This window comes from Janthinobacterium sp. (genome assembly GCF_031995485.1).
GTDB lineage: Bacteria > Pseudomonadota > Gammaproteobacteria > Burkholderiales > Burkholderiaceae_D > Janthinobacterium.
Window position 1 is genome coordinate 1 of the sequence record NZ_DAMAGB010000073.1, and the last position, 19,078, is coordinate 19,078.

Here is a 19,078-nt window from a genome sequence, read left to right on the forward strand (position 1 = left end):
GGAGAATCATCTCGCCAGCAAGCTTGCTCAAGGCCACCATGGGAAGCTTTCCACATTTGATGGTGACATAGCCAAAAAAATCCCCGCTCGCGGCGGGGATTCGGGAAGCGATACGATGGGGATCAGAAACGCATCTTGACGTAAGCCGATGGGCCGGTCAGGCGGATATTGAGGTCGGCGTCGCGGTTGCTGTCGCGGTGCAGCTGGATTTTCGAGATGCCGTAGTCGGCCACGAAACCGACATTCTTGAACGGGAACCATTCGACGCCGATATTGCCGCCGTAGATATGGCCATTGATCTTGCCGCCGTTTTTCTTGATGCCGGACGCTTCCATGTACATGCGTACTTCCGGCGTGAAGGCATGGCGCCATGCCAGTTCGAGCAATGGCGCATACGCGTGTTCGCTGACCGAGTCGCGCGCGGTGGCGCTCACGCCATTGACCAGGCCGGTGGCCGAGCCTTCCAGCTTGGCGCTGTAGTAGGCGGCGCCCAGGCCGATGCCGAAGGTATCCTTTTCCTGGCCCATCCACCATTTGTAGGCCAGCTTGGCCAGGTCCAGCTGCAGGTCGGCGTCGGCCGTGGCGGTGCCGGTCACCGGTTGGCCGTTGATGATGGTCTGGCCGGACAGGGTCGGCGTATAGTTCTTGTCGTAGCGGTAGTAGTCGAACGACAGGCCATGGCGGTCGCCGATCAGCAGGTCGGCCTTGACGCGTGGAATGGTAGTGCGGTCAGGATTGGAGTCCGGCGCATCGAGGCGGCCAAACTGCGTGTCGGCGCCGATATTGATGCGCGGGTCGGCATAAAATGCGCCCAGGGAGATGCTGGCGCGGTCCAGCGCCACGGAAGGTTCCGCATGCGCGGTGGTACCGGCCGCCGCCGCGCCCACGATCCCCAGCAACATGGCGCTGCGCATGGCAAGATGGCGCAGGCGTGGTGGCGACAGGCGGGTGGATGTGGACGTGGCAAACATGGAAATCTCCTCTGGTGATGGGTAATACCGCCGCAGCGTTAGCTCGACAGTGCAATGCGGAAATAGTATCAATTGCTACATATTGCTCATGTAGCCGCACGTCTCAACTTTGCGTCAGACTAGTCCTACCATAGGGGAACAGCATGAAAATTGCCGCCATATCCGATATCCACGGCAATCTTGCCGCGCTCGAGGCCGTGCTGGCCGATATCGCGCGGCGCGGCGCCGATGTCATTGTCAACCTCGGCGATATCGTCTCGGGCCATTTGCAGCCGCGCGAGACGGCGGCGCGCCTGATGGCGCTGGCGCTGCCGACCATCCGCGGCAACCACGAACGCCAGCTGCTGGGCGACCCGGCACGCATGGGTGTATCCGATGCATATGCGCGGGCGCAGTTGCTGCCGCAGCAGCTGGCGTGGATAGAAGCGCTGCCCGCCAGCTTGCGCCTGCGCCACGATGTTCTGCTGGTGCATGGCACGCCCGCCAGCGACCTCGTGTATTTTCTGGACACCGTCACGCCGCAGGGCAGCCGCGCGGCCACGCCGGACGAGGCGGCGCAGCGTGCCAGCGATGTCGATGCTGCCTTGATCCTGTGCGGCCACACGCATATGCCGCGCGCGGTGCAACTGCCCGGCGGGCGGCTGGTCGTCAATCCGGGCAGCGTGGGCCTGCAGGCGTATGACGACGACCACCTGTATCCGCATGTAATGGAAAACGGCACGCCGCACGCGCGCTACGCCATCGTGGAAAACGATGCGCAAGGACGTTGGCGCGCACAGTTCCACCAGGTGGACTACGACTGGGAAGCGGCCGCGCAGCTGGCGCTGGCCAACGGCCGGCCGGAGTGGGTGGTGCCCTTGCGCAGCGGCCGGGTGGGGCTGGCTACCTGAACTCTTCGGCCACCAGGTTATATTTCTGCATCTTGTGATACAGCGTCTGCTTCGGCAGGCCCAGCACATTGCTCACTTCGCTGACGTTGCCGGCATAGGTGCGCAGTTCCTGTTCGATCAGCGCCCGCTCGAAGCCGTTCACCTGTTCCGCCAGCGACAGGGGAACGGCGTCACCGGCCGCGCCCAGCAGGCTGGAGGCGCCGCCGGCAATGCCCAGCACGAAGCGGTCGGCGATATTGCGCAGTTCGCGCACATTGCCGGGCCAGCCATGCGCCATCAGGTTGCGCATCTGCGCGCTCGACACCATCGGCGCGGCACGGTTGTAGCGGGTGGCGGCGGCCAGCACGAAATGTTCGAACAGCATCGGAATATCGTCGCGCCGGTCGCGCAGCGGCGGCAAATGCAGCACGATCAGGTTCAGCCGGTAATACAGGTCGCTGCGAAACTTCTGCTGGCGCGACATGTCTTCCAGGTCCAGCTTGGCGGCCGCCACCACGCGCACATCGACCGGCGTGGGGATGTTCGAACCCAGCCGTTCGATATAGCGTTCCTGCAACACGCGCAGCAATTTGACTTGCAGCGACAGCGGCAGGCTTTCGATTTCATCGAGGAAAAACGTGCCGTGGTCGGCATGCTCGATCTTGCCCACCTGCCGCTTGGCCGCGCCCGTAAATGCGCCCGTTTCATGGCCGAACACTTCGCTCTCGAAAATGCTCTCGGGAATCGCGCCGCAGTTGACGGCCACGAAGTTGTGCTTGCGGCGGTGGCTGAAGTCATGCAGGCAGCGCGCCACCATTTCCTTGCCGGTGCCCGTGTCGCCATAGATCAGCACGTCGGCCGGTTCGTCGGCCACGTCGAGGATCAGGCGGCGGATATCGCGCATCGCCTGCGAGTTGCCCAGCAAACGCGATTCGATGCCGCCGCCGTCCTCCAGCTGGCGGCGCAGGCTGTGCACTTCCAGCATCAGGCGCCGCGTTTCCAGCGCGCGCAGGATCACGTCGACCAGCTGCTCCGATGAATACGGCTTTTCGATGAAGTCGTAGGCGCCGGTGCGCATCGCGTGCACCGCCATCGTGATATCGCCGTGGCCGGTCACCAGGATCACGGGCAGGTTGGCGTCGAGCAGCTTGACCGCCTGCAGCAATTCGAGTCCGCTCATGCCGGGCAGGCGCACGTCGCTGACCACGATGCCGGGAAAGTCGGGCGTGAGCAGCTTATAGGCCAGCTCGGCCGAGTGAAACGCCAGCACATCGAGGCCGGCCAGCTGCAGCGCCTGCTCGCTGCCTTCGCGCACGGTGGGATCGTCCTCGACCAGCAACACTTTCAAACCATCAAACATGCTTCTCCTCCTGCGTTGCCATCTGTAACTCGATGGTGAATATGGCGCCGCCGCCCGGGGCGTTGTCGGCGCGCAGCACGCCGCCGAACTGGCGCGTGATCTGTTCGGAAATGGCCAGCCCCAGCCCCAGTCCCAGGCCCTGCGGCTTGGTGGTAAAGAACGGCTCGAACAGGTGTTCGTACACTTCGCTCGACAGGCCCGGCCCCGTGTCGGCCACATGGATCAGGACCAGCGGCGCCTTGCACTCGACGGTGACGCGCAGGCTGCGCACGTCGCTGCCGTTCATGGCGTCGAGCGCGTTGGCATACAGGTTCACCAGCACCTGCTCCAGGCGGTTGCTTTCGCACATGGCGAAAATATCGTCGGGCGGCAGCTGCAGGGTAAAGCGCACGTTTTCCACCTGCAAGCGCCGCTCGACCAGGAACAGCGCATTGCTGATCGCGGTCGGAATCGAGACCGAGGTCAGGCTGGTGGTCGACTTGCGCGCAAACACTTTCAGCTGGCCCGTAATGGCGCCCATGCGCGCGGCGATCTGCGATATCTTCGCCAGGTTGCGGCGGGCGTCATCAAGCCGGCCCCGCTCGAGCAGGATCACGGCGTTGTCGGACATGGTGCGCAGCGCCGTCAAAGGCTGGTTCAGTTCGTGCGTGATGCTGGCCGACATCTGCCCCAGCACGGCCATCTTGCCGGCCTGGAACAGCTCGTTTTGCGTGATATGGAGTTTTTGTTCGGCCTTGCTGCGCACCTCGATTTCCTGGCTCAGGCTTTGCGTCATGGCGTTCAGTTCCGAGGTGCGTTCCTCGACCATGGTTTCCAGATTGTCATACGCGTGCTGCAAGTCTTCGCGCGCGCGCAGCTTTTGCGCCACGGCCGCGCGCCGCTGGCGCAGGTAAAAGAACAGCAGCATGAAAAAACCCAGCAGCACGCCGGAAAATGCCGCCGCCGAGCGGGCGCTGGCTTTCGCTTGCGCCAGGTCGGACAGGTAGATAAAGGTCCAGCCATTGGGCGATTTGAGCTTGATCTGCGTCATCACGCTCGACGTGGTCTTTTGCGGCGCATCGGCCCGTTCCTGCTCGCGCACGCTGATCACGCGCGCACCGTTGCCCAGCTGGCGGTCGGAGAGGAACGGGATGGGTTCCAGCTGCTTCGAATAATACTGGCGCGTGCGGTTGATTTCTTCCACCACGGCCGGCGACAGCGGCGCCAGCGTCTTGTATTTCCAGTCCGGCATCGAGCTGAGAAAAATCACGCCGTGCTCGTCGGCCAGCATCACCTTGTCGGCGCCCTGCACCCAGCGCTTTTCCAGGTTTTCCAGGTTCAGCTTGACGGTAGCCAGGCCCAGCATGCGGCCATTCTGATAGATGCCGTGGGCGAAGAAATAACCGGGTTCGAGCCGCGTGGTGCCCACGCCATAGAAGCGGCCCGGCGTGCCGCGCAGCGCATCCTGGGCATACGGGCGAAAGGCGATATTGTCGCCGATAAAACTGTCGGGCTGCTGCCAGTTGCTGGCCGCGCGCGTATTGCCATCGAGGTTGCTGATAAAGATGGTGGACGACTTGGCCTGGGCATTCATCTGCTCCAGGTAGTTGTTGACGGTGTCGACCAGCACCGGGTCGTCCGGATGCTGCAGCAGGCGGATCACGTCGCGGTTCAGTTCCAGCGTCTTGGGCAGGAAGTCGTATTTTTCCAGCGCATTTTCCAGGCTGCTGACATACACCTCGAGGCGCTGCGCGCCGCTGGCCTGCAGCTTGCCGATGGCCAGGCGTTCGGTCCAGAAATACACGAGCCAGACGATGGCCAGGCAGGCGGCCAGCACCACGCTCCAGGCCAGCGCTTTGCGGGCCGAACGTTGCGCCAGGCGCTGGCGCCAGGAAGGAAGAGGGATACTGCTGTTATTCATGATCGGGTGTCAACTTGCAGGAGGCCACAGTATCGCATCAAGGCGTGCGCATAAATGAAAAAAGCCGCCGGAATGCATCCGGCGGCCCGTGCTGAATACTGCGCGTGCGTCAGAACAGGTGGCGCATGCCCAGGTTGAAGCCGGAGTTGCCGGTACCGTTGTCGGTCGCATTGCCAACAACAAACGTGGCGCCATTCTTGTTGCTGATATGGCCGTAACCGGTGTACAGGTCGCTGCGCTTGGACAGCGCGTAGTAGGCGCCGATGGCCCATTGCTGGGCGTCACGGTTCAGGTTGCTCTTGTCGTTGTGGCGGATATACGACGCGACCAGCTTGGTGGCGCCGAACGGCACGCTCACGCCCAGCAGCAGGTCATTGCTCTTGCTGTCGTCAAGGGCGCGGTTGTCGGCGTAGCCGAGGTTGGCTTGCGCCACGCCGAAGTCATAGCGCATGGCCAGCAGGCTGTTGCGCGTCTGCGCGGTGGCCAGCGCATTTTCCTTGCGGTGGTGCGTCAGCGTCAGGTTCAGCGGGCCGTCGATGTAATGCACGGCGGCGCCCATGCTGCGGTTTTTCGCATTGTCGTCAGCCACTTCGCCAAAGCCGTAAGCCACATCGGCCGACAGCTTGTTCCAGGTCGGCGTGCTGTACTGCGCCATGTTGTCGACGCGGATATTGGTGGCCATGATGTTCGAGGCGGTACCGGCCAGGCCGATCACGAACGGGTCGGCCACGTCGCGCAGGGCCAGGTAGTAGGGCGAATACTGGCGCCCCAGGGTGACGGTGCCGCCCTTGCCGGACAGGCCCACGTAGGCCTGGCGGCCGAACAGCAGGCCACCCTGGCCCGACGTGCCGGTGTCGATATTGAAACCGCCTTCCAGCACGAACAGGGCGGACAAACCGTTGCCCAGATCTTCCTTGCCCTTGAAGCCGATGCGCGAGCCGGACGCCACGCCGGAAGCGACGCGCGTCAGGCGGTCGCCGGCGGCGTCCTTGTCGACGACCAGGCCGGCATCGGCCACGCCGTAGACGGTGACGCTCGATTGCGCCAGGGCGGTGCACGAAGCACCGAGAGCCATTAAGGTAAACAGGACTTTTTTCATGAAAATCTCTCTGATTAAGGTTAACTACTGATCGCACTGCCCGACTGCTTGTTACTCAACATTGAGATTAAATAAATGGCCCGCTTGTGGCGGGCCATCGGTTTAAGCCTTGTTAGCGTGATCTGCTTCGCCCCAATGGCTTTCGGTATTCATGTTGGCGGCATTGGCTGCCGCCGCTTCTTCTTCGGTGGCCAGGCCGCCTTCCCACTTGGCAACGACCGCCGTGGCGACGGCATTGCCGACCGCGTTGGTGGCCGAACGGCCCATGTCGAGGAACTGGTCCACGCCCATCAGCAGCAGCAGGCCTGCTTCCGGGATATTAAATTGCGTCAAGGTGGCGGCAATCACCACCAGCGAGGCGCGCGGCACGCCGGCGATGCCTTTCGAGGTCAGCATCAGCAGCAGCAGCATGGTGATCTGGGTGCCGATCGACAGGTCGATGCCGTAGGCCTGGGCAATGAACAGCACGGCAAAGGTGCAGTACATCATCGAGCCGTCCAGGTTGAACGAGTAGCCCAGTGGCATCACGAAGCTGGAAATCTTGCGGTCCACGCCGAACTGGTCGAGCGCCGTCAGCAGTTTCGGATAGGCCGCTTCCGAGCTGGCGGTCGAAAAAGCCAGCAGGAACGGTTCGCGGATCAGGCCGACCAGCTTGAAGATGCGCGGGCCAATCACCACGAAGCCGGCGCCGACCAGCAGCGCCCACAGGCAGATCAGGCCGACATAGAAGCCGCCCATGAATTTGGCGAACGTGACCAGCACGCCCAGGCCGTGGGTGGTGACCACCGACGCCATCGCGGCAAACACGGCCAGCGGGGCCAGGTTCATGATGGTGCCGGTAATGCGCAGCATGACTTGCGCCAGCTGGTCGATCACGTTGGTGAGCGCCTTGCCCGATTCGCCCAGGCCGGCCAGCGCGCCGCCGAAGAAGATGGAAAACACCAGCACTTGCAGGATTTCATTGTTGGCCATCGCTTCGATCGGCGACTTCGGCACCAGGTGGGTGAAGAAGTCTTTCATCGTGAAGGCGGCTGTTTTCAGATTGGTGGACGCATGCACGTCCGGCAGCGGCAAGCCCAGGTTGGTGCCCAGCTGCATGATGTTCGACAGCACCATGCCCAGCGCCAGCGACACCAGCGAGGCGACCAGGAACCAGCACATGGCTTTCAGGCCGATGCGGCCCGCTGTCTTGCCGTCACCCATGTGGGCGATGCCGACCGTCAGCGTGGAGAACACCAGCAGCGCAATGATCATCTTGATCAGGCGCAGGAAAATATCGGTAACGATGGAGATATTGCCCGCAATTTGCGCGCTGACCTTCTCGTCCGGGAATGTGGTGTTGCAGGCGTAGCCCACCAGAATGCCCAAAATCATGGCAATCAGGATGTACAGGGTTAATGGCCGTTTCTTTTTCATTGGTGACTCCTCCAGTAAAGCGCCGCTGTGAGCGGATTATCGATAGCGAGCAACTTAAGCTTGGAAGGAATGTTGCCGTAAAACAAGCTCTTGCATGCCAGCGTTTATTTGCTGCAAAGTCACTACTTAGCAAAGGATATGCCTGAAAATGACTTTTGGTACAGAACTTATTAAGGCGTTGATTTCAATGCGCTTTTTTGTTGTCAGGATGTAGCAGAAGCCCATGCTTTGCGCAAAAAATTGGACGCGGCCAGCCCCGGCTGTATGAGTTTTCATACAGCTTCCCTGGATTAAAAAGACAAGATTATCAGGACAATAAAAAAGGCCCCGCACGTAACGGGGCCTTTCGGTACTGCGGTTAAAGCAGACTCAACCGTGCATCAGAACTTGACGTTGGCCGTCAGGCTGAACGAACGTGGCTGGCCTGGCGTGTAGCGGTAGCCGCTCTTGTTGATCGCTGCAACATAGGTCTTGTCGGCCAGGTTGTAGGCGTTCAGCTGCAGGTCCAGGTTCTTGTTGACGCTGTAGGTTGCCATCGCGTCGAAGACCCAGTACGAATCGATGCGGGCCGGGGTGCCCAGGGCGCCATCGGTGCCGCGCAGCATTTCACCGACATAACGACCGCCGCCGCCGATCTTCAGGCCGAACGGGAAGGTGTACGAGGTCCAGCTGGTGAACGCCTGTTTCGGCGTGTAGCTCAGGTTGTTGATGCCGCTGGCGGTGACCACGCGGCCCGATTCCACGCTGGTGTTCATGCGGGTGTAGCCGGCGCTGACCAGCCAGTTGTTCATCACTTCGCCGACCACGCCGATTTCCACGCCTTGCACGCGCTTCTTGCCGTTCTGGTAGTAGATCAGGTCAACCGGATCCTGTTCCACTTCGTTTTTCACTTCGGTCTGGTACAGCGCTGCCGTGAAGGCCAGTTTCTGCTTCAGGAAGTCCCACTTGGTACCGATTTCCTTGGTGGTGGTTTCCTGCGGATCGTAGCTCAGGTTCTGCGCGCTGCTGACTGCCGTGCTCAGCGTGAAGTTGGTGCCGGGCGGCGCTTTCGAGGTCGAGTACAGGGCGTACACGCTGCTGTCCGGCGTCGGTTTGTACATGGCCGAAATCTTGCCGTTGTACACAGTATCGCTCAGCGACAGGCTGGTACCGATCGGCGTGCCGACCGGAATCAGTTGTGGCGCTGGTGCGGTCACGGCCGTTTGCAAGGCGATCGCATTGTATTTCGTGTTGAAATGGTCAGCGCGCACGCCGCCGCTGATTTGCCATTGATCATTGAATTTCAGGGTGTCGAACACATACGCGCTCTGCGTGTCGATCTGGCCGTCCGTGACCGCGCCGCTGCGCACCGGCCTGAAGACCGTCGTGCTTTCGTTCGGGTTCGGGTTGTACAGGTTGGCCAGCGGAATCGTACGCGTGGCGGCAGCCACCGTGCTGGCGCCCAGACTGGCGGCGACATAGCTGTAGTTGGTCTGTTTCTCGGACGTGAATTCCACGCCGCCGATTACCGAGTGCTTGATGGCGCCGGTGTTGAACAGGGCCGTGACATTGGTCTGGTTGGTCAGGATGGTGTTTTTCTGATCCTTGATGGTGCGGTTCGAGCGCGCCAGCAGCCAGGTTGATGGATTGGACGGCACCGCGCCCAGCGCTGCATTGTTGGTCACCAGATTGGCGGCCGAACCCATGAAAGCGGACAGCAGGTAATCCTGCTTGGTCTTGCCCCAGCGCGTGGTATTCAACAGTTTTACATCCGGCGAAAAGTCGTGCTCGACCTTGACGGTAAACATGTCGGCCTTGACCTTGTCATAGTCCGACGACAGGCCGTAGAAATTCTTCGGATCGACCTTCGCCGCGCTGCTGATGTAAGGGCGATAGGTCGCCGGCGTGGCAGGATTGTCGGGCGTGACATAGCCTGGCAGGCCGATGGTCGGCACGCCGCCGTCCGGCACGTTGTCCTGGTCGACGTGCAGGAAGCTGGCGGTGACGCGGGTCGGTTTGCCCAGGCCAAACGTCACCGATGGGGCGATCGCCCAGCGTTCGTTCTTGACTTCGTCGCGTGCCGGATTGCCGCTGTCCTGTTTCATCAGGTTCAGGCGGAAGGCGGTGCCCGAATCGGTGTCGATCACGCGGTTCCAGTCGGCGGTGGCGCGTTTCTGCTTGCCGCTGCCGACGGTGATCAGCGAATTGATGCTGTTTTCCAGGTTCGGCGTCTTGCTGACCAGGTTGATCGAACCGGTCGGCGAACCACGGCCGCTGTCGGTGCCGGCCGGGCCTTTCAGCACGTCGATCTGTTCGATATTGAACACGTCGCGCGAGATCGAGCCGATGTCGCGCACGCCGTCGACATAGATGCTGCTCGAGGCGTCAAAGCCGCGCATGTAGACCGCGTCGCCCGTATTCGTATTGCCGTTTTCGCCCAGGAAGAAGGTACCCACGCCTGGCGTATTGCGCAGGGCGTCGGTCAGCGTCAGCGCGCCTTGCTGTTCGATCAGTTCCTTCTTGATCACGACGATGGTTTGCGGCGTGTTGACCAGTGCTTCCGTGTATTTTGGCGACGAGGCCTTGTCGGCCTTGAAATCATTTTCCTTGGCGCCAACGACAGTGACTTCGTTCAGCATTTGTTGCGATGCCGGTGCGCTCTGGCCGGCAGGATCTGCGGCCTGTGCTGCGACGGGCAGCAGCATGACGGCCAGGGCGGCGCCGACATGCTGGTTGAAGCGGGATTGGACGTGTTTGCGGCTCTTGATTGCCATCTTGCTCTCTCGTTGGGGTCAGGGTAGGTGATTCTGTATAGGTTTCTGGCTGGCGCTGCGGCCGCATGCGCACTGGCTTGAAATCGGATCGAGTGTCATTGTAATAATCGACCACGTTTACGTAAATGAGAATCGTTATCAGTCTTGTTTACGTCGCGTTAACGCAACGTTTGGATGCACTTTAAAAAAACGCCGTTATTTCCGCATGGGCTCTTGCAAACCCGCATGGCCCGGTGCTATCACGCACGCGAACTTGCGCCGGAGTATGATGAACATTCTTCTTAGACACCGGTGCAGCATGCTCGAAACTCCCTCTTCCTTTGTTCCCCTGATCGATGCGCCCGTGCCGGCACCATTGCCAGCGGACACACTCACCTTCATTTTTCACCGCGGCCGCCTGCTGCTGCGCGCGGCGGACCTGGCACTGCCGGCAGCCCAGCAGGTTGCCGCGCTTGGCCTCGACCTGACGCGCGCCCAGCCCGTGGGCCTGTGGCAGGGCCGCTATTGCCAGACCCTCTGGGCCGACGATGAGGCCTTGCCGGACGCCAGCCTGGAATGGCGCGGCTTGCGCACCCTGTTCAATGTGCTCGACGACGGTTTTGTCGGCCTGGCCAGCCGCGCCGTGCAACTGGCCGAATGGGCACGCACGCACCGCTATTGCGGCGTGTGCGCCACGCCGATGGTGCGCCTGCCGGGCGAGCGCTGTTTCAAGTGCCTGGGCTGCGGCATGATGGCGTATCCGCGCATTTCGCCGGCCATGATGGTGCTGATCCGCAAGGGCGACCAGGTGCTGCTGGCGCTGCACAAGCATTCGCCGTCACAGCGCTACAGTCCGCTGGCCGGCTTCCTGGAGGCAGGCGAATCGCTGGAAGAAGCGGTGCACCGCGAGGTGATGGAAGAGGTGGGCTTGCGCGTGCATAACCTGCAATATTTCATGAGCCAGTCGTGGCCGTTTCCCCATTCGCTGATGCTGGCGTTTACCGCCGACTACCTCGATGGCGAAATCCGCCTGGACGAGAACGAGATCGCCGAGGCGCGCTGGTTCGGGCCCGGCGATGTGTGGCCGGAAGCGACGTCGAGCGTGTCGATTTCGGCATTATTGGTACAGGCACACCGGCCGCCGCAGCCGCAGTAAAAGCCGGCCGGCCAAAGCAGCAGGCCCACTTTTCTATATACTGTCGGCAATTGAAAATTTTAGGATGCAAGCATGTCGCAAGAATTCACCGAAGACGACTGGCGTCGCCTGATCACCAGCATAGGCGAAGATCCGCAGCGCCCCGGTTTGCTGGAAACTCCGGCCCGCGTGGCAAAAGCGTGGAAACACTGGACCTCGGGCTACGGCCAGGACCCGGTGGAACTGCTGAAAGCGTTTGAAGATGGCGCGGAACAGTACAACGAACTGATCGTCGTGCGCGGCATTCCCGTCTACAGCCATTGCGAACACCACCTGGCGCCGTTCTTCGGCAAGGCCACCATCGGCTATGTGCCAAACGGCAAAATCGTCGGCCTGTCGAAACTGACGCGCCTGGTCGATTGCTTCTCGAAGCGCCTGCAGGTGCAGGAACGCATGACGATGCAGATCGCCAATGCGCTGATGGAAGTGCTGGAGCCGAAAGCGGTCGGCGTGGTGGTGCGCTGCCGTCACCTGTGCATGGAAAGCCGCGGCATCCGCACGCCGGGCGAAGAGACCATCACCTCGGCCATGCTGGGCGAATTGCAGCCGAACCTGGCAATGCGCACGGAGTTCCTGGCACTGGCGCGCGAAAGCTGATTTCACGCCAGATGCAGGCAGAAGGCGGCGCGATGCCGCCTTTTTTTATTGCTTTCCCCCTAACGGCAAATTCCGCGGTCGGCCCCTCAGGGTCTCGGCGCCCCCGTCCGACCCCGGCACTTCAGCCGTTGGGTTTAATAACGGTATTCGCTGACCAGGTGTTTGGTGAAATTGTATTTGCTGCCGCCGTCCAGCAGATCGATCAGCCGCTTCGGCGCCGAGGCCGACATGAAGGCGTCGGCCGCGCCGTCGGTGCTGCGGAACTTCATGCCCGGACTGAGGATCTGGTTGGCGCCGATCTTCAGGTGCTGGAAGCTCTTGGTCTTTTCATTGTTGAGGATGAAATGCAGTTCCTGCTTGAACGTCAGGAACGGGATCTTCAGCCACCAGCCCTCGTCCGTGCCATAGTTGGTGACGCTGGAAAAATGCGTGTTCTTGTCCGTCAGGGCGGGTTTGCCCAGGCGGTCGTTGATGCGTTTCATGGCTTCGTTCTTGGTCATGCATTTCTTTCTTGAACAGCGTTTCGTGAGCAGCGTTGCAGACGCGCATTCTGCCACAGTTTTCTTTCTCTCCATATTGCCGGTTTGCCTGCAACGCATTAACAACACCGGCAAAAAATCCTTGCTCATGGGCATTGTAAATAAAGACAGTTGAGGCGTATGCTGGACACGTCCGAACGGCGCCGCCAGAGTGCCGGCGCCGCCGCATTCGCGTGCCTTTGCCACGCCAGCGGAACGGCCCATGTCGCTGCAAAAAAACACCAAAGTTGGAGACTCGCATGAATAAACTGTCGTTCAAACAGAAGTTGTGGATCCCCCTGATTTGCAGCCTGCTGTGTATTTCGGTCATCTTTGTCTATAACGCCTACGAGGTGCGCAAGATCCGCATCGAAGAGCGCAGCGCCGACCTGGCTAACGCCGCCGATCTGGGCCTGGGCGCCGTCAAGATGTTCGGCGAGCTGGCCGCCAGCGGCGCGCTCACCACCGCGGAAGCGCAGAAGCAGGCTACCGCCGTCATCAAAAGCATGCGCTTCGGCGAGACCGGCTATCTGTCGATCATCAATCTCGATGCGGTGGTGGTCATGAACCCGGCCGCGCCGCAGACGGACGGCAAGAACATGATTGATTTCAAGGACGCCAACGGCACCTATCTGTACCGCGACATCGTGGCGGTCGGCAAGAGTGACACCGGCAAGGGTTTTGTGCGCTACCACTTTCCCCGTCCCGGCCAGAAAAATCCCGAGCCCAAGCTCAGCCGCGTGGTGGCCTACAAACCGTGGAGCTGGACCCTGGTGGTTGGCGTGTACATGGACGATATCGACGCCGCGTTTCGCCAGACTCTGTTGACTTCGCTGGGCCTGCTGGTGCTGGTCTGCGTGTTCCTCGGCGGCGTGGTGGTGATGATCAACCGCAGCCTGCGCCATGCGCTGGGCGGCGACCCCGAATATGCGGCCGACGTGGCCGGCAAGATTGCCGACAACGACCTCAGCGTGGACGTGCACACGCACGCCAACGACCGCCACAGCGTGCTGTATGCGATGAAAACCATGCAGGCCAACCTGGCCACCGCCATCAGCGAAATCCGCCACAGCGCCGAGACGATCGCCACCGCGTCGAGCGAGATCGCCAGCGGCAATATGGACCTGTCGGCGCGCACCGAAATGCAGGCCAGCTCGCTCGAAGAAACGGCCGCTTCGATGGAAGAGCTGACCTCGACCGTGACGCAAAACACGGGCAACGCGGTGCAGGCCAATGAACTGGCGCAATCAGCTTCGGCAGTGGCGCGCCAGGGCGGCGCCGTGGTGGCGCAGGTGATCGGCACCATGGACACCATCAACGCCTCGTCGCGCAAGATCGTCGATATTATCGGCGTGATCGACGGCATCGCGTTCCAGACCAATATCCTGGCGCTGAATGCGGCCGTGGAAGCGGCGCGGGCAGGCGAGCAGGGCCGCGGCTTTGCGGTGGTGGCCTCGGAAGTGCGCAACCTGGCACAGCGCTCGGCGGCAGCGGCCAAGGAAATCAAGGCGCTGATCGGCGCCTCGGTCGACAGCATCGCGGCCGGCAGCACGCTGGTGGCGCAGGCCGGCACGACGATGGATCAGGTGGTCGCCAGCGTCTCGCGCGTGACCGACATCATGGCCGACATCACGGCCGCGTCGCACGAGCAGAGCACGGGCATCGGCCATGTAAACCAGGCGATTTCGGAAATGGATTCGGTCACGCAGCAGAATGCGGCGCTGGTCGAGCAGGCCGCCGCGGCCGCTGGCAGCATGCAGGACCAGGCGGCCGTGCTGGCGCAGCTGGTATCGCGTTTCAAATTGTCCACGCATGAAGCGGGCGCGCCGCGCCTGGCGCAATCGAAACCGGCGGCGCGTATCGGCCAGGCGCCGGTGCGCAAGCTGGCGCGGGTCTAGTTTATTGCGCCGGCGCCGCGGCCTGCGGCGCTGGCACGAACGCCAGCTGCTCATCGACCACCTCGAACTTGCCGACGGGCTGGCCCAGGTCGGCTTTCGGATCGTTTTCCATTTCCACCAGGCTGTTGCAGGTATTGGTTTCCGCCTGCCACAGCTGGTCGCCCATGCGGATGTTCCACACGCCATCGCCGGCCGAAAACACATCGACCGTCACGTCGTCGGCCAGCGTGTCGAGCGACAGCGTATGCAGGCGCTGGCATTGCGGCAGGTTGGTGGCCATCAATTGGACTTCCACCGTGTCCTGCCAGAAGTAGTTTTGCTGGCGCCGCACCGTCAATGAATGCTCCTGGCCATCGATCATGAAGATGGCGAAATCTTTGACACAGCCCGACAACAGCAGGCATAGCGTGACGATCAGGAGTTTGCGCATGGTCGGCTTTCGTTGATGGTTCTCGGGGCTGGACGGGACGCTGCGGCCCCCGGCTTGTTTTCCGCTTACGTGGCATTATATCCATGCACACCAGTTGCGGCGCGACAATATCGGCGCCGCCTGCCACCCTGACCTGAGAGACCACGATGATCGATCTGTACTATTGGACCACGCCCAACGGGCACAAAGTCACGATGTTCCTGGAAGAAGCGGGCATTCCGTATAACCTGATTCCCGTTGCTATCGGCAAGGGCGAGCAGTTCAAGCCCGAGTTCCTGGCCATCGCGCCAAACAACCGTATTCCCGCCATTGTCGACCAGGCGCCGGAAGACGGTGGCGCGCCGTTGCCGCTATTTGAATCGGGCGCCATCCTGCAGTATCTGGCCGAGAAAAGCGGCCAGTTCCTGCCATCGAACGCGCGCGAACGCGCGGAAGTGATGCAGTGGCTGTTCTGGCAGATGGGCGGCCTGGGACCGATGGCCGGCCAGAACCACCATTTCGTGCAGTATGCGCCGGAGCCGATCGAGTACGCGATCACGCGCTATGTGAACGAAACCAATCGCCTGTACGGCGTGCTCAACAAGCGCCTGGCCGACCGCGCGTATGTGGCCGGCGACAGCTACACGATTGCCGACATGGCGATCTACCCGTGGATCGTGCCGCACAAGCGCCAGCGCCAGGACCTGGCCGATTTTCCGCACCTGGCGCGCTGGTTTGCCGATATCGCCGCCCGTCCCGCCACCGTGCGCGCCTATGCGCGCGCGGCCGACATCAATCTGCAGCCGACCGTCAGCGATGAGGCGAAAAGCGTGCTGTTCGGCCAGACCGCGAAGTCGCTGGGCTGATCAGTTGCCGCGATAGGTGGAAAAGCCGAAAGGACTGAGCAGCAGCGGAATATGGTAATGCTGGTCGGTCTTTTCGATGTGAAACTGCACCGGGATTTCCGGAAAAAAAGTCTCCTGCTTCAGCCGCGCATAATGGTCTCCCGTCTTGAACACGATGCGGTAGTCGCCCTTTTCGATGGCCTTGTCAGCCGGATACATCTCCGCGATGCGGCCCTGCGCATTCGTCACGCCGCTGGCCAATTGCTTCCAGTCGTTACCCGTTTTTTGTTCCAGAGTGACCGTCACGCCAGCCGTCGGGGTGCCGCTTTGCAGGTCGAGGATATGCACGCTGAGCGGATTGGTGGCCAGCGCGGCGGTGGAGAAAGCGGCGCAGGCCAGTGCGAATGTCAGTGGGATCAGGCGTTTCATGGTGTGTCCTTTATAAATTAAATGGCTGGGTCGAGTTCGGGCATGGCGGCGATTGCCGCCTGCGCGCAGGCGCGGTCATGGAGGGCGCCGCCACCGCCGGCCACGCCGATGGCGCCGACGATGTGTCCCTTGGCCGTCAACGGCAGGCCGCCGCCGAGCAGCAGCAGTTCGGGCAGGGTGGTGAGGTTGGCGGCGTCCGGATTGGCGCGGGCATTGGTCGCCAGCGTCTGCGTATCGGTTCTGGTCGACAGCGCGGTATACGCCTTGCGCCGGCTCGCTTCCGTGTTGTGCGGCCCCACGCCATCGGCGCGCTGCACGCTGACGATATTGCCGCCACGGTCGAGCACGGTCACCACGATCTGCCTGCCTTTGAGTTGACAAGCGGCCATGGCGGCGCCGCTCAGTTGCTGCGCCGCGTTCAAGCTCAGGTCGCTGACGGTCTGCAATTGCGCCTGCGCCGGGCCGGCCAGCAGGCCCAGCATTCCAGCGGCCAATACGAGGTGTTTCATATGCTGCTCCCTGTAAAAGAAGCCGCCAGTATGGCAAGCGCTGCCCTACGCGACGATGATAGCCGCATGACATTTTTATCATCCGCGCGCGCCGTCGCCCGGCGTAAAATGGCCCATCCTCCCTGACGAAAGCGGCCATGCGCATCCTGGTAATCGAAGACGAACCGAAGACGGGCGACTATCTGGTGCGCGGCCTGGGCGAGTCCGGCTTTACGGTCAGCCTGGCGCGCAATGGCCGCGACGGCCTGCAGATGGCCGGCGAAGAGCATCCCGACCTGATCGTGCTCGACGTGATGCTGCCCCTCATGGACGGCTGGCAGGTGCTGCGCGCGCTGCGGCTGCAGGACGGCGGCGCGGACGTGCCGGTGATTTTCCTGACCGCCCGCGACGAAGTGCAGGACCGCGTGAAAGGGCTGGAGCTGGGCGCCGACGATTACTTGGTCAAGCCGTTTGCGTTCGCCGAACTGGTGGCGCGCATCCGCACCCTGCTGCGCCGTGGTCCGCCGCGCGAAGACGAGCTGATCCGCATCGGCGACATGGAAATCGACGTAATGAAACGCAAGGTCAGCCGCCAGGGCCAGCGCATCACCCTGACGGCGAAAGAGTTCGGCTTGCTGCACCTGCTGGCGCGGCGCCAGGGTGAAGTGCTGTCGCGCTCGATCATCGCCTCGCAGGTATGGGACATTAATTTCGAGACCGACACCAACGTGATCGACGCGGCCATCCGCCGCCTGCGCAGCAAGCTCGACGATCCGTTCGAGCCCAAGCTGATTCATACCTTGCGCGGCATGGGCTATGTCTGCGAGCTGCGCGCATGAGACTGGCGCAGGCGAGCCATTCACTGACCCTGCGCGTGACGGCGGTGTTCGTGCTGATCGTGGCGCTGGTATCGGCCGGGCTGGGCGTATATTTATACCGCTCGTTCGTGGCGGAGATCGAACGGCGCGACGACATCCTGTTGCTGGGAAAAATGCGGCAGATCCAGCAGCTGCTGGGCAATGCGGGCACGCTCGACATTATCCGCGAGCGGCCGCAGTATTTCCGCGACACCATGAGCGGGCAGGAAAACTCGCTGGTGCGCATCGTGCGCGACGACGGCACGCGCCTGATCGATGTCAATCCGCATGGCGAAACCTTGCCGCTGCCGACACCGGTGGCGGTCGACGCGCCCGTTTCCGCCAGCGCCATCCACGGCTGGACCAGCCGCGACGGGTTTCCTGCGCGCGTGGTGGCGGCCAGCGCCCGCACCGGCATGCCGGCGCAGATGGCCGATATCACGGTGGCCAGGGTGTATGGCGACCGCAGCGCCATGTTTGCCGCCTACCGCTGGCAGATCGTCATCTCGGTGGCCGTCAGCGCGCTGGTGGCGGCCCTGCTGGCCAGCGCCATGCTGCTGCGCGGCTTGCGGCCCTTGCGCGCGATTGCCGCCCATGCGGCGCTGGTGCGGCCCGGCAAGCTGGAGCAGCAGCTCGATCCACGCGGCGCGCCTAGCGAGCTGCTGCCGCTGATCCACGCGCTCAACGCCATGCTGGCACGCCTGCAGGAAGGCTATGCGCGCCTGTCGCAGTTCTCGGCCGATCTCGCGCATGAATTTCGCACGCCCGTGACCAACCTGCTGGGGCAAAGCCAGGTGATGCTGGCGCGTCCGCGCACCAGTCCGGAATATGAACAGCTGGTGTCGTCGAATGTGGAAGAACTGGAACGGCTGTCGCGCATGATCGACAGCATGCTGTTTCTGGCGCGCGCGCAGCAGGAAGAGATGGTGCTGGTCAAGCAAAGCCTGCCGGTGCAGGACGAATTCCTGCGGCTGGCCGATTTTTTTGAAGGACTGGCCGAAGAGCGCGAGCTGGCGTTTGATTGCCACGGCAGCGGCGAAGTGCTGGCCGAGCCGCAACTGCTGCGCCGCGCGCTGGGCAATCTGCTGTCGAACGCGATCCGCCATGCGGCGCCCGGCAGCACCATCGTGCTGCGCTCGCAGCGGGTGTCTGAAGGGATGGAATTGAGCGTAGGGAATCGGGGGCCGGCGATTGCCGCGCAGCACCTGCCGCACCTGTTCGAGCGCTTCTACCGCGCCGATCCGGCCCGCAGCGATTCGGCCGCGTCCACCGGCCTGGGGCTGGCGATCGTGGCGGCCATCATGCAGTTGCATGGGGGGAGTGCGGGTGTGGCATCCGATGCGCAGGCCACGACATTCACATTGCAGTTTCCTGCTTAAACCCCAGCTGCAAATGCCGGGGTCGGACCCTGAGGGGCCCACGGTTGAACCTCACGGATCACCCATCTCCACCAAAAACTCATGCATCCCCGTATGCGCCAGCTGCTCGCAGGCCG

The 19,078-nt window shown here is 62.2% G+C and carries 17 protein-coding genes; 7 read left to right on the forward strand and 10 right to left on the reverse strand.

Annotated features, from left to right (window positions below; all coding sequences use genetic code 11):
• Positions 1-122 precede the first annotated feature (122 nt).
• Positions 123-971, reverse strand: coding sequence for a hypothetical protein (locus tag RTQ46_RS26085; protein ID WP_312440514.1), 849 nt, complete (start codon positions 969-971; stop codon positions 123-125).
• Positions 972-1,114: 143 nt separating this feature from the next.
• Here RTQ46_RS26085 and RTQ46_RS26090 point away from each other — a divergent pair, with 143 nt between their 5' ends.
• Entirely contained in the window at positions 1,115-1,861 is a 747-nt protein-coding gene (locus tag RTQ46_RS26090) for a metallophosphoesterase family protein (RefSeq protein WP_312440515.1), read from the forward strand.
• On the opposite strand, the gene RTQ46_RS26095 is transcribed toward RTQ46_RS26090, so the two are convergent.
• The 5 genes from RTQ46_RS26095 to RTQ46_RS26115 all read right to left on the reverse strand — a co-directional run bounded on the left by RTQ46_RS26095 (position 1,854) and on the right by RTQ46_RS26115 (position 10,368).
• Entirely contained in the window at positions 1,854-3,200 is a 1,347-nt protein-coding gene (locus RTQ46_RS26095; RefSeq protein WP_312440516.1) for a sigma-54 dependent transcriptional regulator, read from the reverse strand. The two genes, RTQ46_RS26090 and RTQ46_RS26095, sit on opposite strands and share 8 nt — an antisense overlap.
• Complete coding sequence (locus tag RTQ46_RS26100; protein ID WP_312440517.1) at positions 3,193-5,100, reverse strand: ATP-binding protein; 1,908 nt, start codon at positions 5,098-5,100, stop codon at positions 3,193-3,195. Before RTQ46_RS26100 ends, RTQ46_RS26095 begins: the two co-directional genes overlap by 8 nt.
• Positions 5,101-5,209: 109 nt before the next feature.
• Positions 5,210-6,199 carry a porin gene (locus tag RTQ46_RS26105; RefSeq protein WP_312440518.1) on the reverse strand — a complete coding sequence of 330 codons (990 nt, stop codon included), beginning with the start codon at positions 6,197-6,199 and terminating at the stop codon, positions 5,210-5,212.
• A 102-nt stretch (positions 6,200-6,301) separates the two neighbouring features.
• On the reverse strand, positions 6,302-7,615 hold the full coding sequence (locus tag RTQ46_RS26110; protein WP_312440519.1) for a dicarboxylate/amino acid:cation symporter: 1,314 nt from the start codon (positions 7,613-7,615) through the stop codon (positions 6,302-6,304).
• Positions 7,616-7,995: 380 nt separating this feature from the next.
• Positions 7,996-10,368, reverse strand: coding sequence for a catecholate siderophore receptor Fiu (locus tag RTQ46_RS26115; protein WP_312440520.1), 2,373 nt, complete (start codon positions 10,366-10,368; stop codon positions 7,996-7,998).
• 298 nt (positions 10,369-10,666) lie between these two features.
• Between RTQ46_RS26115 and nudC the strand changes: the two genes are divergently transcribed.
• Positions 10,667-11,503, forward strand: coding sequence for an NAD(+) diphosphatase (nudC, locus tag RTQ46_RS26120; RefSeq protein WP_312440521.1), 837 nt, complete (start codon positions 10,667-10,669; stop codon positions 11,501-11,503).
• Between the two features lie 72 nt (positions 11,504-11,575).
• Positions 11,576-12,139, forward strand: coding sequence for a GTP cyclohydrolase I FolE (gene folE / locus RTQ46_RS26125; protein ID WP_312440522.1), 564 nt, complete (start codon positions 11,576-11,578; stop codon positions 12,137-12,139).
• A gap of 134 nt (positions 12,140-12,273) precedes the next feature.
• Here the strand turns inward: folE and RTQ46_RS26130 are convergent, their stop codons facing one another.
• Positions 12,274-12,639, reverse strand: coding sequence for a hypothetical protein (locus RTQ46_RS26130; protein ID WP_312440523.1), 366 nt, complete (start codon positions 12,637-12,639; stop codon positions 12,274-12,276).
• Positions 12,640-12,917: 278 nt separating this feature from the next.
• Here RTQ46_RS26130 and RTQ46_RS26135 point away from each other — a divergent pair, with 278 nt between their 5' ends.
• A complete protein-coding gene (locus tag RTQ46_RS26135; protein WP_312440524.1) occupies positions 12,918-14,555 on the forward strand; it encodes a methyl-accepting chemotaxis protein in 1,638 nt (545 codons plus the stop codon).
• Between the two features lies 1 nt (position 14,556).
• Here the strand turns inward: RTQ46_RS26135 and RTQ46_RS26140 are convergent, their stop codons facing one another.
• Positions 14,557-14,985, reverse strand: coding sequence for a hypothetical protein (locus RTQ46_RS26140; RefSeq protein ID WP_312440525.1), 429 nt, complete (start codon positions 14,983-14,985; stop codon positions 14,557-14,559).
• Positions 14,986-15,131: 146 nt separating this feature from the next.
• Between RTQ46_RS26140 and RTQ46_RS26145 the strand changes: the two genes are divergently transcribed.
• Entirely contained in the window at positions 15,132-15,830 is a 699-nt protein-coding gene (locus RTQ46_RS26145) for a glutathione binding-like protein (protein WP_312440526.1), read from the forward strand.
• On the opposite strand, the gene uraH is transcribed toward RTQ46_RS26145, so the two are convergent.
• Together uraH and RTQ46_RS26155 are read right to left on the reverse strand one after the other, a co-directional pair.
• The gene (uraH, locus tag RTQ46_RS26150; protein ID WP_312440527.1) at positions 15,831-16,238 is read right to left on the reverse strand and encodes a hydroxyisourate hydrolase; all 408 of its coding nucleotides are present in this window, start codon (positions 16,236-16,238) and stop codon (positions 15,831-15,833) included.
• 17 nt (positions 16,239-16,255) lie between these two features.
• Positions 16,256-16,747 carry a heme-binding protein gene (locus RTQ46_RS26155; protein ID WP_312440528.1) on the reverse strand — a complete coding sequence of 164 codons (492 nt, stop codon included), beginning with the start codon at positions 16,745-16,747 and terminating at the stop codon, positions 16,256-16,258.
• Between the two features lie 137 nt (positions 16,748-16,884).
• Here RTQ46_RS26155 and RTQ46_RS26160 point away from each other — a divergent pair, with 137 nt between their 5' ends.
• Positions 16,885-17,565: a heavy metal response regulator transcription factor gene (locus RTQ46_RS26160; protein WP_312440529.1), complete on the forward strand. Its 681-nt coding sequence runs from the start codon at positions 16,885-16,887 to the stop codon at positions 17,563-17,565.
• Positions 17,562-18,962 (forward strand): heavy metal sensor histidine kinase, encoded by a 1,401-nt coding sequence (locus RTQ46_RS26165; RefSeq protein WP_312440530.1) that lies wholly within the window; start codon positions 17,562-17,564, stop codon positions 18,960-18,962. The genes RTQ46_RS26160 and RTQ46_RS26165 overlap by 4 nt, the downstream gene beginning before the upstream one ends.
• Positions 18,963-19,078 lie beyond the last annotated feature (116 nt).